This window comes from uncultured Kordia sp., assembly GCF_947496985.1.
GTDB lineage: Bacteria > Bacteroidota > Bacteroidia > Flavobacteriales > Flavobacteriaceae > Kordia.
The window spans coordinates 1-16564 of sequence record NZ_CANMEZ010000010.1; the positions used below are offsets into that span (position 1 = coordinate 1).

Annotated in this window: 22 protein-coding genes and 1 pseudogene; all 23 read right to left on the reverse strand. The window is 29.4% G+C overall.

Going from position 1 to position 16564, the window contains the following annotated elements; genetic code table 11:
- Nucleotides 1-170 precede the first annotated feature (170 nt).
- The 23 genes and pseudogenes from Q0828_RS19895 to Q0828_RS20005 all read right to left on the reverse strand — a co-directional run bounded on the left by Q0828_RS19895 (nt 171) and on the right by Q0828_RS20005 (nt 16494).
- The gene (locus tag Q0828_RS19895; protein WP_298425499.1) at nt 171-1322 is read right to left on the reverse strand and encodes an MFS transporter; all 1152 of its coding nucleotides are present in this window, start codon (nt 1320-1322) and stop codon (nt 171-173) included.
- Nucleotides 1323-1346: 24 nt separating this feature from the next.
- The gene (locus Q0828_RS19900; protein ID WP_298425503.1) at nt 1347-1907 is read right to left on the reverse strand and encodes a carboxymuconolactone decarboxylase family protein; all 561 of its coding nucleotides are present in this window, start codon (nt 1905-1907) and stop codon (nt 1347-1349) included.
- Between the two features lie 69 nt (nt 1908-1976).
- Nucleotides 1977-2294 carry a helix-turn-helix transcriptional regulator gene (locus Q0828_RS19905; protein WP_298425506.1) on the reverse strand — a complete coding sequence of 106 codons (318 nt, stop codon included), beginning with the start codon at nt 2292-2294 and terminating at the stop codon, nt 1977-1979.
- A 187-nt stretch (nt 2295-2481) separates the two neighbouring features.
- On the reverse strand, nt 2482-3036 hold the full coding sequence (locus Q0828_RS19910) for an NAD(P)H-dependent oxidoreductase (RefSeq protein ID WP_298425509.1): 555 nt from the start codon (nt 3034-3036) through the stop codon (nt 2482-2484).
- A gap of 347 nt (nt 3037-3383) precedes the next feature.
- A complete protein-coding gene (locus tag Q0828_RS19915; RefSeq protein ID WP_298425512.1) occupies nt 3384-3818 on the reverse strand; it encodes a hypothetical protein in 435 nt (144 codons plus the stop codon).
- A 127-nt stretch (nt 3819-3945) separates the two neighbouring features.
- The gene (locus Q0828_RS19920) at nt 3946-4683 is read right to left on the reverse strand and encodes a hypothetical protein (RefSeq protein ID WP_298425515.1); all 738 of its coding nucleotides are present in this window, start codon (nt 4681-4683) and stop codon (nt 3946-3948) included.
- Nucleotides 4684-4868: 185 nt separating this feature from the next.
- A complete protein-coding gene (locus tag Q0828_RS19925; RefSeq protein ID WP_298425518.1) occupies nt 4869-5249 on the reverse strand; it encodes a nuclear transport factor 2 family protein in 381 nt (126 codons plus the stop codon).
- A 65-nt stretch (nt 5250-5314) separates the two neighbouring features.
- Nucleotides 5315-5998: a YafY family protein gene (locus tag Q0828_RS19930; protein WP_298425521.1), complete on the reverse strand. Its 684-nt coding sequence runs from the start codon at nt 5996-5998 to the stop codon at nt 5315-5317.
- Nucleotides 5995-6078 (reverse strand): annotated as a pseudogene (locus Q0828_RS19935) (hypothetical protein); the annotation flags it as partial. The gene Q0828_RS19930 and the pseudogene Q0828_RS19935, both read right to left, overlap by 4 nt.
- Before the next feature lie 371 nt (nt 6079-6449).
- Nucleotides 6450-6905 carry a hypothetical protein gene (locus tag Q0828_RS19940; RefSeq protein ID WP_298425524.1) on the reverse strand — a complete coding sequence of 152 codons (456 nt, stop codon included), beginning with the start codon at nt 6903-6905 and terminating at the stop codon, nt 6450-6452.
- A gap of 156 nt (nt 6906-7061) precedes the next feature.
- Complete coding sequence (locus tag Q0828_RS19945) at nt 7062-8279, reverse strand: WG repeat-containing protein (protein WP_298425526.1); 1218 nt, start codon at nt 8277-8279, stop codon at nt 7062-7064.
- A 129-nt stretch (nt 8280-8408) separates the two neighbouring features.
- Nucleotides 8409-8909 carry a hypothetical protein gene (locus Q0828_RS19950; RefSeq protein WP_298425528.1) on the reverse strand — a complete coding sequence of 167 codons (501 nt, stop codon included), beginning with the start codon at nt 8907-8909 and terminating at the stop codon, nt 8409-8411.
- Between the two features lie 48 nt (nt 8910-8957).
- Nucleotides 8958-9335: a VOC family protein gene (locus Q0828_RS19955; protein ID WP_298425531.1), complete on the reverse strand. Its 378-nt coding sequence runs from the start codon at nt 9333-9335 to the stop codon at nt 8958-8960.
- A 137-nt stretch (nt 9336-9472) separates the two neighbouring features.
- On the reverse strand, nt 9473-10285 hold the full coding sequence (locus tag Q0828_RS19960; RefSeq protein ID WP_298425533.1) for a helix-turn-helix domain-containing protein: 813 nt from the start codon (nt 10283-10285) through the stop codon (nt 9473-9475).
- Nucleotides 10278-10757 carry a DUF6194 family protein gene (locus tag Q0828_RS19965; protein WP_298425536.1) on the reverse strand — a complete coding sequence of 160 codons (480 nt, stop codon included), beginning with the start codon at nt 10755-10757 and terminating at the stop codon, nt 10278-10280. The genes Q0828_RS19960 and Q0828_RS19965 overlap by 8 nt, the downstream gene beginning before the upstream one ends.
- 6 nt (nt 10758-10763) lie before the next feature.
- On the reverse strand, nt 10764-11153 hold the full coding sequence (locus Q0828_RS19970) for a hypothetical protein (protein WP_298425539.1): 390 nt from the start codon (nt 11151-11153) through the stop codon (nt 10764-10766).
- A gap of 59 nt (nt 11154-11212) precedes the next feature.
- Nucleotides 11213-11464 carry a WYL domain-containing protein gene (locus Q0828_RS19975; RefSeq protein ID WP_298425542.1) on the reverse strand — a complete coding sequence of 84 codons (252 nt, stop codon included), beginning with the start codon at nt 11462-11464 and terminating at the stop codon, nt 11213-11215.
- Nucleotides 11465-11588: 124 nt separating this feature from the next.
- A complete protein-coding gene (locus tag Q0828_RS19980) occupies nt 11589-11876 on the reverse strand; it encodes an HTH domain-containing protein (RefSeq protein ID WP_298425545.1) in 288 nt (95 codons plus the stop codon).
- Nucleotides 11877-12019: 143 nt separating this feature from the next.
- Nucleotides 12020-12718 (reverse strand): winged helix-turn-helix domain-containing protein, encoded by a 699-nt coding sequence (locus tag Q0828_RS19985; protein ID WP_366523623.1) that lies wholly within the window; start codon nt 12716-12718, stop codon nt 12020-12022.
- A gap of 12 nt (nt 12719-12730) precedes the next feature.
- The gene (locus Q0828_RS19990) at nt 12731-13201 is read right to left on the reverse strand and encodes a DinB family protein (protein ID WP_298425548.1); all 471 of its coding nucleotides are present in this window, start codon (nt 13199-13201) and stop codon (nt 12731-12733) included.
- 297 nt (nt 13202-13498) lie between these two features.
- The gene (locus tag Q0828_RS19995; RefSeq protein WP_298425551.1) at nt 13499-14326 is read right to left on the reverse strand and encodes a hypothetical protein; all 828 of its coding nucleotides are present in this window, start codon (nt 14324-14326) and stop codon (nt 13499-13501) included.
- Nucleotides 14327-14405: 79 nt separating this feature from the next.
- Nucleotides 14406-15089 (reverse strand): hypothetical protein, encoded by a 684-nt coding sequence (locus Q0828_RS20000; protein WP_298425555.1) that lies wholly within the window; start codon nt 15087-15089, stop codon nt 14406-14408.
- A gap of 307 nt (nt 15090-15396) precedes the next feature.
- A complete protein-coding gene (locus Q0828_RS20005; RefSeq protein ID WP_298425557.1) occupies nt 15397-16494 on the reverse strand; it encodes a hypothetical protein in 1098 nt (365 codons plus the stop codon).
- Nucleotides 16495-16564 lie beyond the last annotated feature (70 nt).

A 16564-nucleotide genomic window follows, 5' to 3' on the forward strand; every position in this document is an offset into this window, starting at 1 on the left:
TATTTATCTGTTAATTCCTGAATAATACTCATTCGTTCAAAGTTTTCTCAAATTGCGCCTAACGGACTTGTGTATGATTTCGTTGCGTGTTTCAGCAACTAATTCAGCAAATACAAACCGAATAGAAAATCCACGAGAATTTTCTTAAGTAAGCCTATACTAGCAATGAATTATACACGGTGTTGTATGCTGTTTTTTGTTCTGATAAATAATAAATATACTACTAATGATAGTATTATCCCAATTCCTGAAGTTATCAAAAAGTTTATTTCCTCACTATTTGTAATAAACTCAATAAAAGTGGCTGCAAATTGTCCTGCAAATACCATCATAGAATAATACCCTAGATTTTTTCCACGAGTTAAAGGTGTGCTTATTTCTATAGTTAGATGATTTAAAATTGGTATAGTAAACCCAAAACCTATTCCAATAAAAATTGCTCCCACATACATAATTTCAGATAATGATGTTGTTGCAAACAACACATATCCCAAAGAAAAAGACAAAAAACCTAATGCTACTAAATTTCTAGAGGAAATATAATTTGAAATTTTAACCAATTGACTAGCTACAATTACAGCGATTAATGAAATAAACGACATTAAATAACCTGTACTTGATTCTGAAAAATTAAACTTTTTTAATAAATATTCAGGTAATGATATAAAACAAACAAAGAAGATAGCCATTGAAAAGAATGAACTGAGCATTATTGGAAATAAATCTTTACTGTTTTTTCTTATTTCGGTTAAATCATTGACATTTTGTTGAAGTCTTGTTCTAGGTAAAGTAAACCAAGAAAAAACAAAAAATAAAATAGCTATTAAATATATATAGAAAGGGTAAGACCATTTCTGTTCTCCAAGATAACCTCCTAAAGATAAAAATATAACACCTCCCAATTCAATTGCTACACCTTGCCAAGCAATTAGTTTTAAACGTTCTTTTCCTTTAAATAATTCTGCTATTAGCGTTGTTACCGATACTTGAATTGCTACACAAGCTCCACCTAAAAATAAGCGGTCTAACATAAGCATATAATTATTGGTTAAGTATACGCCTATAAAACCAAAAAATGCATAAGGTAACATTCCTAGCATTAAAAGTTTAAAAGCACCAAGTTTATTAATAAGTTTACCAATTATTGGTGAAAACAAAATCACTCCCAATGAAGGTAATGTAACTAATAGCCCAGAATTAAAGCCAAATTGTAAGTTTTTAGAAATGGATGGCAAAACCGGAGCAATTACAGCTCCTACCATTATTGTTAAACTACTATTTAACAATAAGGTTATAATTGTAAATTTTGATGCTTTTTGCATTTTGTAATAAGGTGATTCGTAATTTTAGTCCACAATTTCCTTTCCTACAGCAAAAGGTTTTAGTTCATCATTAATAACATTTTCTGTAATATGATTAATATAGTTACTAATCGTTTTTATAGATATTCCAACAATTAATTCCATTACATTTTCTGGAGAAAAACCTTGTTTATAAAAAGCATCTAAATCTTCTGCTTCAATATTACCACGAGTAACTGTTATTTTTTGAGTAATCTCAATCAAAGCAGATAATCGCTCATCAGTTACTTGTTTTTCTTTTCTAATAGCATTTATAATTCTAGAAGGGATACCATTAGCTTTTGCAGCTCTTGAATGCGCTGCAGTACAATAATCACATTTATTAACAATACTTACTGCTAACATAATTAAATGTTGTTCGCCAACAGAAAAACTAGTATCATTAAATATTTTAGATAAACTAATATAGGCATCTAATGTTGCAGGAGCTCCAGACATATATCTGAATAGATTTGGTAGCATTCCATATTTATTTTTACCATATTGAAGATTTGACTTTGAATCTTCTGGAGCACTTTCTATTGTATGTTTTGTGAATTTTTTCATTTCTTTCAAACGGTTTAATTTATTAGGCAAAACTAATTTGAAAGAAATAGATAAACAATGGATAAAGGTTCACTCTTTGGTTCTTCGAAACTCTGAAGGAGAAACTCCTGTTTTATTTTTAAATAACTTACTAAAATAATATTGGTCTTCAAAGTTCATTTCAATAGCAATCTCTTTGATTGTTTTTTGAGTATTTTTAAGAAGTTGTTTGCTGAACTCTATTTGTTTATTAATGAGTACCTGACAAGGAGGAGCAGTATTATGTTTTTTTGATAGTTTACTTAAATATTTTGATTTTAAATCAAGTTTTTTCTCATAGAATGAAATGTTATGCTCTTCTTTGAAATATATGTCAACTAAGTCGTTAAACTTTTTAATTATTTCCATTTTTTTTAATTACATACAAAGTTAGTATAAGAAGCGTAGGGAGGTGATAAGCGATACGTTTCGGATTGGTACTAAGCCAAATATAATATTTTGCTTTTATCTTTTTTGTTGAAAATGCCAAATTTTATATTTGGCGACTTTGTAATAAACATAGACCTTTCGGCAAGCCTAAACTGCCCTATGTTTTTTATACATTGTTACCTGCTGGCTTTTCTATCAGAGTGTTAAACGATATAATTAATTTCCTTAATCTATTCTCTGTATCTTTATTAATAATTTTTCCGTTTTTGTCAATTTTCCCTTTTATACCTTGAATTAAAAGTGTTGTTTCGTTCGTAAATTTTGTCTGAATAGTCTTCATAATCAACTTCAATTCTTCGTGTCCTTTTTCTCCACTTGCAGAAGCCGTAATAATTCCAATTGGTTTGTCAGAAAATACAGTTGTCGACACACACCATTCAATCATATTTTTTAAACAACTTGGAATACTGAAAACATACTCAGGTGTACAAATAACAATTCCGTCTGAATTTTTTATTTTATTCCGAAAGTCAACAATTTGTTTGGGTACATTTTTGTCAGTCAGTTCCGTTTTAAAATGTGGTAATTCGGTTAGATTATCAATAATTTCCATCTCGAAATCAGAATTATTTGATTCGGAAATCCAATTTAGAATTGACAGGTTTTTAGAATTCTGACTTGCACTTCCACAAATTCCAATTATGTTCTTCTTTTTTATCATTCAGTTCGAGTTCAGAGTAGTTTTATGCTTGCAGGTAACGTATATATAACAGGAACTAATTTTATAACAACTTCCCGTTATCTTCTGTAAATGTAAAACAAAGATTATAGCTATGCAATACGGTTTTCCGTAAAAGCTACAGAAATGTTATAAGATTATGTATAGAATTGTAGTTGTAGTTTATTGTAAGGGAAAAATAGGGGGAGAGTGTATAATGGTAAGTATAACCATCAGTTACAGTCTAAAGTTACTAATTTTAATTAAGCACGAACGTATTTTGAATCCACCGTAATTGTGGTTATACATTGTTGTGCGTTTGGTGCTTTATATATTTTAAAAATTCCGATTTAATAAACTCGACTAACAAATCGTTTATTTTTATCATTATTCCATTGTACTTGATATGTTGTTCCTTTTAATTGATCAAGTAATATAAAATTATACATATTTTTAGTAGGGTAAAGAATGAATCTACCGTTTATTTCTTTGTTATCCCATACAAGCGAACTTGAATTTAAGACTAATTCACCTTCGTAACCGTCTTCAGATATAGTAAAATGTACCTGCCACATTTTACCATTCCGTGTGTCCAATTTAATGAAAGTCCAATAGTTTTCAGTTGAAAATAATTGGTAAATAGGAACTTCCAATTGTTGAATTTCAGTCTGTTTTTTGACTTGCTTTTCAACTTTTTGTATTGTGTTTATACTATCTTGTTCTGTTTGTCCGTATGAATGAAAAACAGTTAAAGTCAGAAAAAAAAACAATATAAAATTCCTCATATTTTTAATTTTATGTCTTTGTTGTGTTGCCTTTTCATCGTGGTCGTTGCTGAAGCACAACGCCCTTTGATTAAGTACTAAACCGCAATTATTTTTATACGGTGTTGTAAAACGTTTTTTAATTCAGTTATAATTTATATTGCAATTGATATAGTTCGTATTTGTCCGAGTTAAAGTCTATGTCAACGCTAAATTCATTATTTTGTTTGTCTCTAATAATGGCGCCAGAAATATGCATTAATTCCTTGTCTTTTATTTCCATTATTTTAAATCCAAATAGTCTAAATTCAAGTATGTTTCCAAATTGTGGTTCAACTTCTTTTAAGCGAGGAATCAATTCGTCTTTGTTAAAAGCAACAAGTTCATTATTTAGCATTTCTTTTAATTCTTCGAACTGTTTTTCCTTTAATAGACTAACTGTTTTTTCCGCAACTTTAATTCTTTTTTCCGCTTTTTCTAGCAGAGTAATCGGAAAGTCAAATTCTTGTTTTTTGTTTTCTTTGGAAATCAATACAACTTTAATTTCGTCATAATTTTTCTTTTCCTCTTTTAAGTTTTTATAGAATCTGTAAGCAATATTTGAAGAAGGAAGATAAACTTTGTCTAATTGTTTATCAATTGCATCACTTTGGCTCATTTCAAGTTCAAAGTATTTTTTACTTCCATCTTTAGTCGAAACAGATGCTCCAATTGCATATTTGCATTGTCCCCCATAAAAGTCAAGAATTTCTTTAACTCCAGCATCTTCATTATCAGTTATTTTAACAAAATTTGAGAGTAATCCAGTTTTCTGTTCTCCTTCACGTTTGTTTCCGCAAGATATTAGTAAAAAGGCACAAATTATAAGGCTTAAAATTCGGTTCATTGGTTTTTCTTAAATGTTTTACAACGTACTTGTGTATGAGCAGTAGCGGATTTATAGCTACTACTTTTCGGTAAGCAATATACTTAAATAAACGCAATAGCCGTTCGAGTTAGTACTCAAACCGCTATTGCTTGTACACGTTGTTGTGCCCAGTTACTTTTCTAGTTGCAGTTTAACTTTAGTTCTTAAAGCACACTTTGCCAAAGGGTTTTATCAATAAGCCAAGAATCATTTTCTTTTACAAGAAATAAATAATCACACCCTTTTCTATTTTCTGCCCAGTACAAATCTATTTTAACTACTGCTATCTTATCCTGAATATCAAGAATTTTCAATTCAATTTCGGATTCGGGCATTATTTTTTCTTTATTATAAGTCAAAACCCACTGTTTAATCTCGTCAATTCCAACTGTAGATAAGTCAAGCCATTTCTGGGATTCATAATCATACATAAAACCTGTTTTCGTTGCTCCTTTAGTAAAGTATTTGTCTATTAAAGATGTATCTAATTCTTTAAAGGCTTTAGGGTACATTTTAGACACTTTTGTAATTTCATTTTGATTCATTTCTTTAAATATTTATTTTAATAATGAAACAAAAGTAGAAAGTGTGTATGACAGCCTTATGTCAACTAGGTTTGGAAACTTTTGAAATATTCTTGAAGTTCAAAGTTGTTTTCTGTTTCAAAACATTTTGATGTTGTAGTTAGCTTATTTATTCTATCTAATCTAAATTCTCTTACGTCCTCTCGAAGTTGACAATGGGCGATAACAATCCAAACATTGTTTACAAAACATATGGCAAGCGGTTCGATATTTCTGTTTGTTAATTCTTGTTTGTAAATTGAATTATAGGTTATTTTGATTGTTACTTTATTGGAAATACTTTTTTGTATTTCCGAAAGCCAGTTGCTCTCAACTATTTCATTTGTATCTAAGCTGAATGTCCTAGAGGATAGTAATTCTACTTTATCCTTCTGGAAGTTTTTAAGCGTTGCCTTAATTTTTATAAGAAATGAGTTGAAGTTTTTCAAAAGTGATTTATCACCTTGTTTCTCAATAAGTTTTTCTAAAACCGCCAAAGTGTTTGCTTCTTCCTCAGTTATTGATATAGGCGGTAGGCGATAACCATCAACAATAAAATAGCCACCTCCAATTTCCGAACCAATAGGAATTCCTGCATCTTGCAAAGTCTTAATGTCTCTATAGATTGTTCTAAGGCTTACCTCAAATCGTTCAGCAATTTCTTTGGCAGGAACTATTCTTTTTGATTGAAGTTGAATTAAGATTGCGGTTATTCTTGTAAGTCTGTTCATATGGCAATAGTTACGTCAACAATATCATTCAATTCCAAGGTCGCTTTCTTTCGAATATTAGCTTTTAGGGGAAGAAGATATGTATTGTGTTTGTTATCAAACTAAATGGCTGTATTCCATTCAATTTCTTTAATAGTAGCAGTGGCTTTCATTCGTCTCCAGCCTTCTTCTTACCATTTTAAATGTTCTCGAATTTCTTTAAAAATATCTTTTGGCAAAGAGACAAAAAACCATCCTCCATCCCATATTTTACCTGTAAAGTTATATTTAATTTTAGCTTGCAATTATTATTCTGTTCTTGGTTTTTTTAATTGGGCACAACGTGTTTGTATATAGTTTGTTGCGTGATTTAAGCACTTAATTTAGTAAATACAAACCGAATAGAAAATCCGCGAGGATTTTCAGAAGTAAGCGAGAACAAGCAATTGTTTATAGCCATTGTTGTGCATAGTTATTTTATATTTATTTCTTTCAAATTTAGTTCAAATAGATTTCCAAACTTGTCATTGTCAAGTTTACTAATTTGAATATTATTCCAAGTTAATTCTATCCGTATTTCTTTGGTTTTTCCGTTCTCGATGACTGTAATTACGATAGGAATATTTTCTTTTTTTTCTTTATATAATTTGAGTAAATTTTCCGATTTTCCATAAAGATGAGAGGTCAGATGCGAAGCTAATTCGATATCAATTTCGTTTTCGATTGGTTTGATTTCGATAAAACCCCTTTCCGAATTTTCTTCTTCTAATCCGTGCAGAAATTCAATTGTCGGAAGTTTTATTTTCTCAATTTTTATTGATTCCGAATTTATTTTTCCTACATATTTTATCCTGTATATTCCACAAGCTTGCCCAAAAGAATATTGGATTGTAAGACTTAAAATTAACAGTATAAATATTCTTTTCATTCGTTCTCTCTAATTATGCACAGCGGTCTCGTATAACCGTCAGTTACGGGTTTATATGCGTTAATTTTCGGTTTAATACTGACTTTAGTAATTCCGAGTGGATTCAAACGGAATTAAATCCGCCGTAATTGTGGTTATACATTGTTGTAACCAGTTTTATTTATTGAATTTATAAATTATTTCTCCTTTTTTATTAATATAAACTGTGCCAACACCTTTTAATTTAACTTTGGCTAATCCATTTTCAAATACAGAGCCATATTGAGAATAATTGATATCAAAATCTAATTCAATAACTTTTTCATTTTTTTTATTAATGTAAAAAACATCTTTTTTAATTCTATCATAGACCATAGCAATTCCCTCTGAAAAATCACCTACGCTGTAATATTTTAAATCAATAGTTACATTACCTTGAATATCTAAATAACCACATTTCCCAACAGTTTTACAGGCTACAATAAATTCGTTTGAATAGTATTTATCAGAAATAAAAGTATATTCAGGTTTTATTACGTATTCGCCTTTTTCGTTTATGATACCATATTTTTTTGTATTAGCATCTTGAACTTTTGCATACCCATTAGTAAAATTAGTCGCTTTTGAAAACTTAAATGGTATTATAATTTTACCGTATTTATTAATATAACCTGCTTTTTTATTATCCTTGGATATAGCTAATGCAATTCCATTGTTAAATTCATGAATCTGACTAAACTCTTTCAATTTAAAAATTAATTTTCCTTTAGTATTAAAAACTCCTGTTCTTATAGGGTAATTATCTTTGTTTATTTTAAATGAAATTAGGCCTTCTTTAACATGATTAGAAATAGCTATATATTCTCCTCTTCTTTTATTTATTTTAAGTCCATGTGCATCCAACATTATTTTTTTTGGATTTAAAACAACTTCTCCTTTTTTGTTTATAAGAATTTTTTCTCCATTTAACTGTACAACGGCATAACCTTCTTTAAACTCGTGTGCATGACTATATTTAGGGGCAATAATCATTTCTCCTTGCTTATTTATATATCCACAACTATAGTTTTTATCTTTCACAACAGCTAATCCTTCTGAGAATTGCCTTGATAAATTATTGTTTGAAACGAAAACAGGCTCAACACTGATTTCACCATTAAGATTGACATAACCAGCTAAATGATGCCCTATCCCTTTCTTATATATTTCAAAATATGCAAGCCCTTCTTTAAATTCTCCAACTTGAAAGAACTCTGGTTCAACTATAACATTACCTAGATTATCTATCAAGCCAAATCCATTATTGCCTTTTATTTGATATAGGAAACCATCAGATTCTTGACAAATACATGTGTATATGTTTAACATTAAAAATAAAAGAAGTAGTTTTTTCATTATTGTGTTAGATGTATTTTAAATTGGTTACGGCGGTTATGTATAAGAGTAGCAAACGTACAACGGCCTTTTGATTTCGTTAAAAATAACATTTTTTTATATATGGTACTCCTACTGGCTTTATTTTGTTTATTTTAATTTTTTTCCAATTCCTCTTTCAAGATCTTTTAAGGTACTGCTTTCTGTCAGTTCCAATTCCGATAATATTTTATTCGTAACAGAGCTGCAATAATCAATATCATTTTCACTTCCTGCAAAATTCAAATACCTTGAATTATTATAAAAGATATAACTATTATTTATAATTAAATCTCCACCAAGATGCGAGTCAAGACAACTTGAAGATATTTTTAGTTTTCTTGACAATTTCTCATAATACTTTAAGTCCGAAATATTATAAATGACAAAAGCCATTGTAGGATACCAATTTTCATTATAGGTTTCTTCTCTTAATTTATCTTTTATATATTTTGTTCTCAGAAATTCAATTCTTCCAATCGGTTTTATAGAATCTTTACTTTCAATTTCATAATCAATTTCATAAGTCCAATGTTTTGGATTATTTGTGTCAGGTTTCGAATCACATGAAAAAAGAAACAGAGTTAATAAAATGAAAAGGATTTTCGGCATTCTCAATGTTGGTTTTCAGTTTTATACAATGTTGTACATAGTGCTTTATTATTCAGGTTTTGTATATGTGACTATATCAATACCAATTCCGTTTGGATCTTTGATTGCAAAATGTCTGTCTCCCCAAGATTCGTCTCGAATTTCAATTTCCAATTTGATTCCTTTTTCTTTTAGTTGTTTATAAACTTTATCTACATCTTCAACTTCTATGGTTAAATAGACTCCTTTTCCATTAAATGCCGATTGGAAAATGGCTTCTTGGCTTGGGTGGTTCGGTTGTAAAAAACTAATCTCTGCCGAGTGGTTGGCTGTGTGAAGTAAGAGGTAAAATTCGTTTTCAAAACTTACTCCAAAGTCCAAAATTTCTGTGTAGAATTTCTTGGTTTCCGGTAATTTTCCAGTAATTATTCCTGCGTTAAGTTTCATTTTTCTTTTTGTTTGTGCATTTGTTAAACTTACTGTCAGAACAAATACGATTAATAACAGTGCTCTCATTGTCAATGATTTTGTTGCGACAAATTTAGATTGACAAAAAGCTAAGGAATTGTAAAAATCGGACAAACTTAACGAAAGGCTTCAGAAGGTGTTACACCGTAAAATGTTTTGAAATTTTTAATGAAATGAGCTTGGTCAAAAAAGCCAACATCAAAGTATAGTTTATTTTCTTTAAGGCTTTGTTTTGAGGGTTTTGCATTCAAAATATGCTGAAAGCGTACAACATTACTAAACGATTTTACTGTTGTGCCTATATAAAAATTGAAAACTCTACGAAGTTGTCTTGCGCTTAAACCTGTATTAAGGTCTTTTTCGATATCCAAATATCCACTTCTTTGGAAAATCAAGTTTAAAGCGTTTAAAAAACGGTAATCGTAATAAATCTCGTTACTTTTTGAAAGCTCGATTATTTTTTCGTTCAGCGTTTTAACAATTGTATTAAATGAATTCGAAAGTTTGATTTCTGTATTAATCCATCTGGAAAAATTTGGTAAAACTTTGTTTAATTCCTGGGATTGATTGCTTAAAGTTTTGGTGTCAACTGCGAACAAATGTGGAAATGCAGCGGGTAAAAATCGAATCCCTATATAATCAAATTCTTTTCCAATTGGGAATTGAACGAACCTTCGGCAAAAGCCCATTACAAAATTTTCTGTCGGTTGTTTATGGTCAAAAAATATATCAATACAACCGTCTGAAACCACTCGATAATTATAATTCTTTTTTAAGGGTTTCAGCGTTTTAAGTTGCCAAAAACAGTAAATGAAGTTTTCAATTTCTTTATTTGGTTTACTTTCTTGATAACTTATTTCGTTATCGTTAGCCGAAACTGATGGTTGAATCGGTTTATAATTTTCTCTTATGGATTTTAGTTTATTCACTGCGTTTTCCTGCATTGTTATGCCCTTTTACTTTCTTTTCATATTTCTTTAACGCTAAATGATATCCTTCTTCGATTAGTGGGAATAATTTATTAAAAGTTTCCTTTGTGGGATTTAAAATACAAATCCAACTCATCCAACCATAAATCGGATGAGGCATTATTTTATTAAGTTCTGAAAAGTCATAAGGCATATCAATTATTTTACCTGCCTTTGGTCTTTTTGGTCTTTCTCCAAATAACCTAAAAAAGGTATCTTTTGATATTCCAATGTTTAACCTAAATACGCCATTTCTATCAGTATTTGATGCTTTGTCATTTAAACCATCTTTTTCTTTGAATGTCAATAGATAGACTCCTTTACTTAGTTTATTTTCTGGATTGTAAAATAGTCCGACTTCTCCCCAATTTTTATTTAGAACAAGACCATCAAATTTTTCCTGAACCCTTTCAATTATGTCGTTTTTAGTCATATCTTTTTATTTAACATCAATTACAGGTTCAAGATGCATAAATTGCATAGTTTCTTGATTTATCATTCCAAAGAATTTTTGACAAGTTTCACTTTTCAAAATTTCTTGTGCAGCATGCTCAGCTGATTTCAGGTCAGTCCAATAAACAATATCAGTCCATTTACCGTTTTTGTCCACTGTTAGTTTCCTTCCAATGTAGCCATCAAATTTTTCTACTACAGGATTTACTGCTTTTGCTGCAGCTATCACTTCTGCTTTGGAATATTGAGGATAGGTATCAAAAATAACCAATTCCACTGTCCCTACCTTTTTACTTTGTTCGCTCATATTTGTTTTGTTCTGGGGATTACAGCTAATCAATACGATAGTTATAATACCAATTAATAAATGCTTCATTTGATATATTTAAGTTTATGGTGCAAATGTAAATGGGAAGAGTGACAACCCTATGTCAACTATACTTCAATAAATTTCTTGAAATAATCATTTAATGAGAAATCTTGTTGATAATCAAATGTTTCAGAGGTAATAAAGAGTGTTGAAATTCTATCTAATCTAAATTCACGTAAGTTGTTTCGTAAGCGACAGAATGCGACTAAAACCCAAGAACTCTCAGTGAAATAAATTGCAAGAGGTTCAATTTCACGAGTTGTATGTTCATTCTTGTAAATTGAGAAGTAATTGACTTTTGAATTGAAGACAGCCAAATACTTTTGTTTTTTTCGTTTTTCGTTGAAGGCTCTATTCTATTCTCTAGTTTTGAAATTCCTTCCTTTTCAAAAGCCCTAAGAGTCGATTTTATTTTTATTAATAAGGAATTGAAATCTTTAATCAAGAAATGTCTCCTTGGTTTAGAATTAATTTTTCCGAAACAATTAGAGCATTTGCTTCTTCTTGAGTAATCATTATTGGTGGTAATGAATATCCATTCACCATAAAATATCCAACTCCGTTTTCAGAACCTACTGGAACTCCAGCTCTTGAAGTGTTTTTAATGTCTTTGTAAACAGTTCTTAAGCTAATTTCAAATCTTTCAGCTATTTCACTTGCAGTAACAATCTTTTTAGATTGTAATTGAATTAGAATTGCTGTTATTCGAGTTAGTCTATTTATTTTCAATAAATTGGATGTAACGTCTAGTGTATGGTTAGTGCGGGAATAAAAAATCAGATATATTCAATTTAGCACTTAGTAAAACACACAAAACTTTTAATTAAACACTAAACTCTGCATTAATTATACGCATTGTTATGTGACGTTTTTTATATCTCTAAATTCAATTTGTTTTTAAATTCTACTTTTCCTTTTGAAGTAATAATTAATTCTCTGGAATTTGATTTTCTACGTATCCAATCTTTTTTTATCATCATTTCAAGAAGTGATGCTCCTAATGCTCCTGCAATATGATGTTTCCTTTCACTCCAATCTAAGCATTGATGAGCGAAAGAACGTTTTTTCTGTTGGATAATATTAATATTCAATCCTACTTTATTAAACCATTCGTTTCCTGATTTAGTAACTTTGTAATTTTTCCCTGAAATTTCAATTATTTTATTGTCTAATAAAGACTTTGTTATTTTAACACCAAGACTACCGGCTAAATGATCATAGCAAGTTCTGGCGAAAGTAAAATCATTTAGTTTTGGTGTTTTTATTTCTTTATATTCCTTGGTTAAAGAAATTAAGCTTGCCATTGATTCTATTGTTTGTGCAACATCATCGCTTGCAAATTTAAAGTAACGGTGTCTTCCCTGTTTTTCAACAGATAAGATATTTGCTGTAGTCATTTTTTTTAAATGATTACTTGCCGATTGTAATGAAATATTGGCGCTTGTTGCCAATTCTGTAGCAGTATATGCTCTACCATCTAATAAATTCCATAAGATGATAGAGCGAGATTTGTCTCCTAAAATAGAAGCTATTTGACTGAATTGATTTTCTAATTCTTCGATACTATTAATTTTTGTGTTTTTCTAATCCCATATTTGAGGTCGTTTAATCCCAAGTGTTCTTAAATAACTTAACATTTGACCAGTATGTACAGACTCGTGATAAACAATTCTATTTAAATAATCTCCTAGTTTTTTGCTTTGACCGACTTCTTTTCTTTCAATTCGTATATTATCTAAATCAGATTTATTTAATACTTTAATCATATTAATAAAATTCTCTCGGTATTTTTCAGCAATATTAAGTTCGTTTTTTAAATCTGAGTATTCTAAATTTTTCCAAGGTGATTCATAATTTCCTAAATCACCTCTTTTTTTTATAATGATATGAAATAGATGTTCTGCTTCAAGTGTATGCCTTATCATTTCAATAATAGAGAAAGCTTTTTTGTCAGGTTTCCAGTTTAAATACTCGTTTGGAATTCCTTCCCATAATTTTATACTTCTTCGTCTTGTTTCTGAAAAATTCAATAATATAATTTCTATTGAGTTCATATTTTACCTTTAAATTTATTGTTATTTATTTGAGTGTAAAAGTAAATGACGTTTTTATATTATACTTCATCCTAGAATGTAGTGTGCAAGTTTTTTTAATGACACATAACGGTCTTGTGTATGTGTAGTACGGATGTTTGAAAGCGCTAGTTTTCGGACTTCGCATGGCTTTTAGCGAGCTTCTTGTTATTTATTTTATTTTCAAAACTAATACACAAATTGCGATCGGAATAGGAGTAATGACCTTTGGATTTTATTTTGCGCACATTACGTATAGCTCGTGTGAACTACAGTATTTTAGTTAAATCTAACGCTGTTTATAATGTTCGGTTTTATTTCGTTTCTTATAATACTTAAAGGATGAAAAGGAAAGAAAGAGTCAAACTCCTCTTTTTCCGATATATTCATTAGATTTCCTTCTTTGAATTCTTTATTGTAAGGGTCTTGTCTGTATAAAGACATTAGTTCTCCAATGTCAGTATCAGTTATATCACAAATAGGATGCATTGAAATGTTATCCCTTAATCCAGTTGGATTCATTTCGAATATCATAACTCTAAACTGATACATTTTTTGTTCTTTGTAATCATTTAAGTTAAGAAAATAGGTGTAATCCATTCCTCTGCCTTCTCTTTTGGGAATTTTAGTTATACTTTCATATCCAACTATTCCATTCTCAGTTAAAACTTCTTCGCACATAATTAAGCCACCTCCAATTTTTACAGTTTGCTTCCTTGTCCAATCTCTATATGCTAACATAATAGCTTCAGAATTTTCCTTTTTCATTTCGCCGTTTGGTTCGAATATTTCAATGACCATTGGATCTGAATCTGGACTTATATATTGTAATTTGGTTTCTGTTGAGTCTATTGAATTCCAACTCATATCGTTAAATATCAAGTTTCCAAATTGAGTCTCTTTTGTTTTATAATTTCTGGAATAATTTAACAGCTTATCTACCTGCTCCTTTTCGAACATTTTTTCAAAAATTGAATTAAATGAATTTTTAAACTTTGATTTATTTTCCTCCGTCAAAGGAAACAATTCATTGAATAAATCTCGATTAGAAAAATTAGATTGAACTGGTTTTTCTTCTTTTTTACTTTTTAAAAATCTTTTAAACATTAGTTTTATGGTATTGTAGCTAACGTTTAATGTAAAATGCGTTTTAATGCATTTTTACATTGTGTTACCTGCTTGCTTTTTATTTCCAAAATTTCCATTTACTCTTTTTCTCATTTCTCCCATTATCACTTTTAAAGTCATACGGATAGTCAATTTCAATCAAATCCCTTTCAAGTTGTTCCCAATCTTCAAGTTCATCAACGATTGATAAAACCATGGGTTTAGTTAAAGTTTGTCCATCATAGATTTGCGTAACTATGTCTAACGGGATGCCACTTTCCTTATAACTCTCTTCAAAATATTCAGTTGCCCAATCGATATAACTTTTAGGTTGTCCGTCAAAGATACTTAACATCTCTTGCGAGTTGTTTTCATGATTTTCAATTTCTCCAGTCTGCCAATTTTTTAGCTCAGTAGACCATAAACAAAATGTCGTTCCTATTGATTTTACTGGTTCTCCAGTCATAAATTCAGAAAAAACAGCGGGTAAGTTTAAGGTCAACCTATCTTTGTTGGATTGACCAAACTCGTGAGCAAAACCATTAATTGCACAACCTTCCTCTCGAAACAATATGTGCATTTCATCCCCAGAACCATCTCGCATTTGTAAACAACGTTCATTGACGTCCCATTTCGAATTAAACGAATAGTATCGAAACTGCCATTCTTGGGAAAGAATGGCATCCATAACCGAAATGGACTTGCATATGTTTTCCAGTTTTTTTCTATCTGGTAGTAAAGTAAGGTCTTTAGTTGAAATCATTTCGCTCTTTAGTTTCTATTCATTTGTTCAGCTTGCAGGTAACGTATGTATAACAGGAATTCCTGTTTTTATGCTAATTTTAAAGAATAACAGAAACTAATTTTATAACAACTTTCCGTTATTTCTTGTAAATGTAAAATAAAGTTTATATGTGTGCAATGAGATTTTTCGTAAAAATTATAGAAGTTAATAGAAAGATTGTTTTGAAGTTTAATTTTCTATTTCTAACACAAATATGTTATATTTTGGTTGATATGTTTCAAAACAGTCTTAATTGTATATAGTTGCGTTCATTAGTAGTTGTTGATTATGCCCACAAATTTTTTAGTTTTGACCAAAATCTTGATTTACTTTTTATCGAAATTGACCTATGCTCATTAGAATGTTTTTTCATTCTTTCTATTGTAGGGGCTTTCAAATCATATTTTTCAATTATATCTGTTCCAATTTGTTTATAGTGTCCCAAAGGAATTTTCTTTTCTTCAAAATCTATTACTCCAATTTTACCTGATTTGAAATCATTCCTAAAATTTAGTAAGTTTTTAGCTTGATTACTATCAATGATGAATTTAAACTGATTATCTGACCAAGATTTTCTTTGAATCAATTTTTTTATCAGACTATCTTTAATTTTGATATTCGAATTAAGGAACACTTTTACTTCATGTAAACTTTTCATTTTATGAATATCAAGCGCTAAGGAAGAAATAGAATTCTCAGAAAGATTTAGTCTTTCTAATTTTTTTAGAAGGTCAAGGTTTGAAGGTGTTTTTAGAAGTTTGTTATTACCCAAGTTTATCTGTTTGATATTTGTTAGTTTACCAATTGTAGGTGTAACTTTAGATATGTTGTTAGATTTAAGATTTAGCCATTCAAGTTGGTTAAGTTGATTGCAACTGATTTCGAAATTTGATAATTCATTTTTCGATAAATCAATTCGAGTTAAACTAGTTACTTTTTCTAATTCGTTTGGTATTTTCTGAAGTGTATTATCTCTTAGGTCTAAAATTTCAAGTTTACTTAAATTTCCAATTGATGTTGGAATTGTATTCAAATTGTTCTTAGAAACTAATAGCCTTGTTAACTTTTGTAAACTACCAATTTCATTAGGTAATTCTTTTAACTTATTATTTTCTAAATTTAAAACTGATAATTCTTTAAGTGTATAGAATTTTTTTGAAATGAATTCAATTTTATTAGAATCGAAATATGCTACTTTTAAATTCTTAAGCTTAGAAATTTCATCGGGTATTTCTGAAATATTATTATTTCTTAGATTTAAGTTTGTAAGAAAATCAAGTTCAAAAACCTCAATAGGAATTGTCTCTAAATTCATTCCAGATAAGTTTAGTAAAGATGCTTTTTTATCTTTTACGATTCTTATTTTTTCTAATACTTTATTCATTGAATTTACCATAAAATTCTATTAATATGTAATAAAGATTACGTATTTGAAAGGTGTATTTTTCTTGATC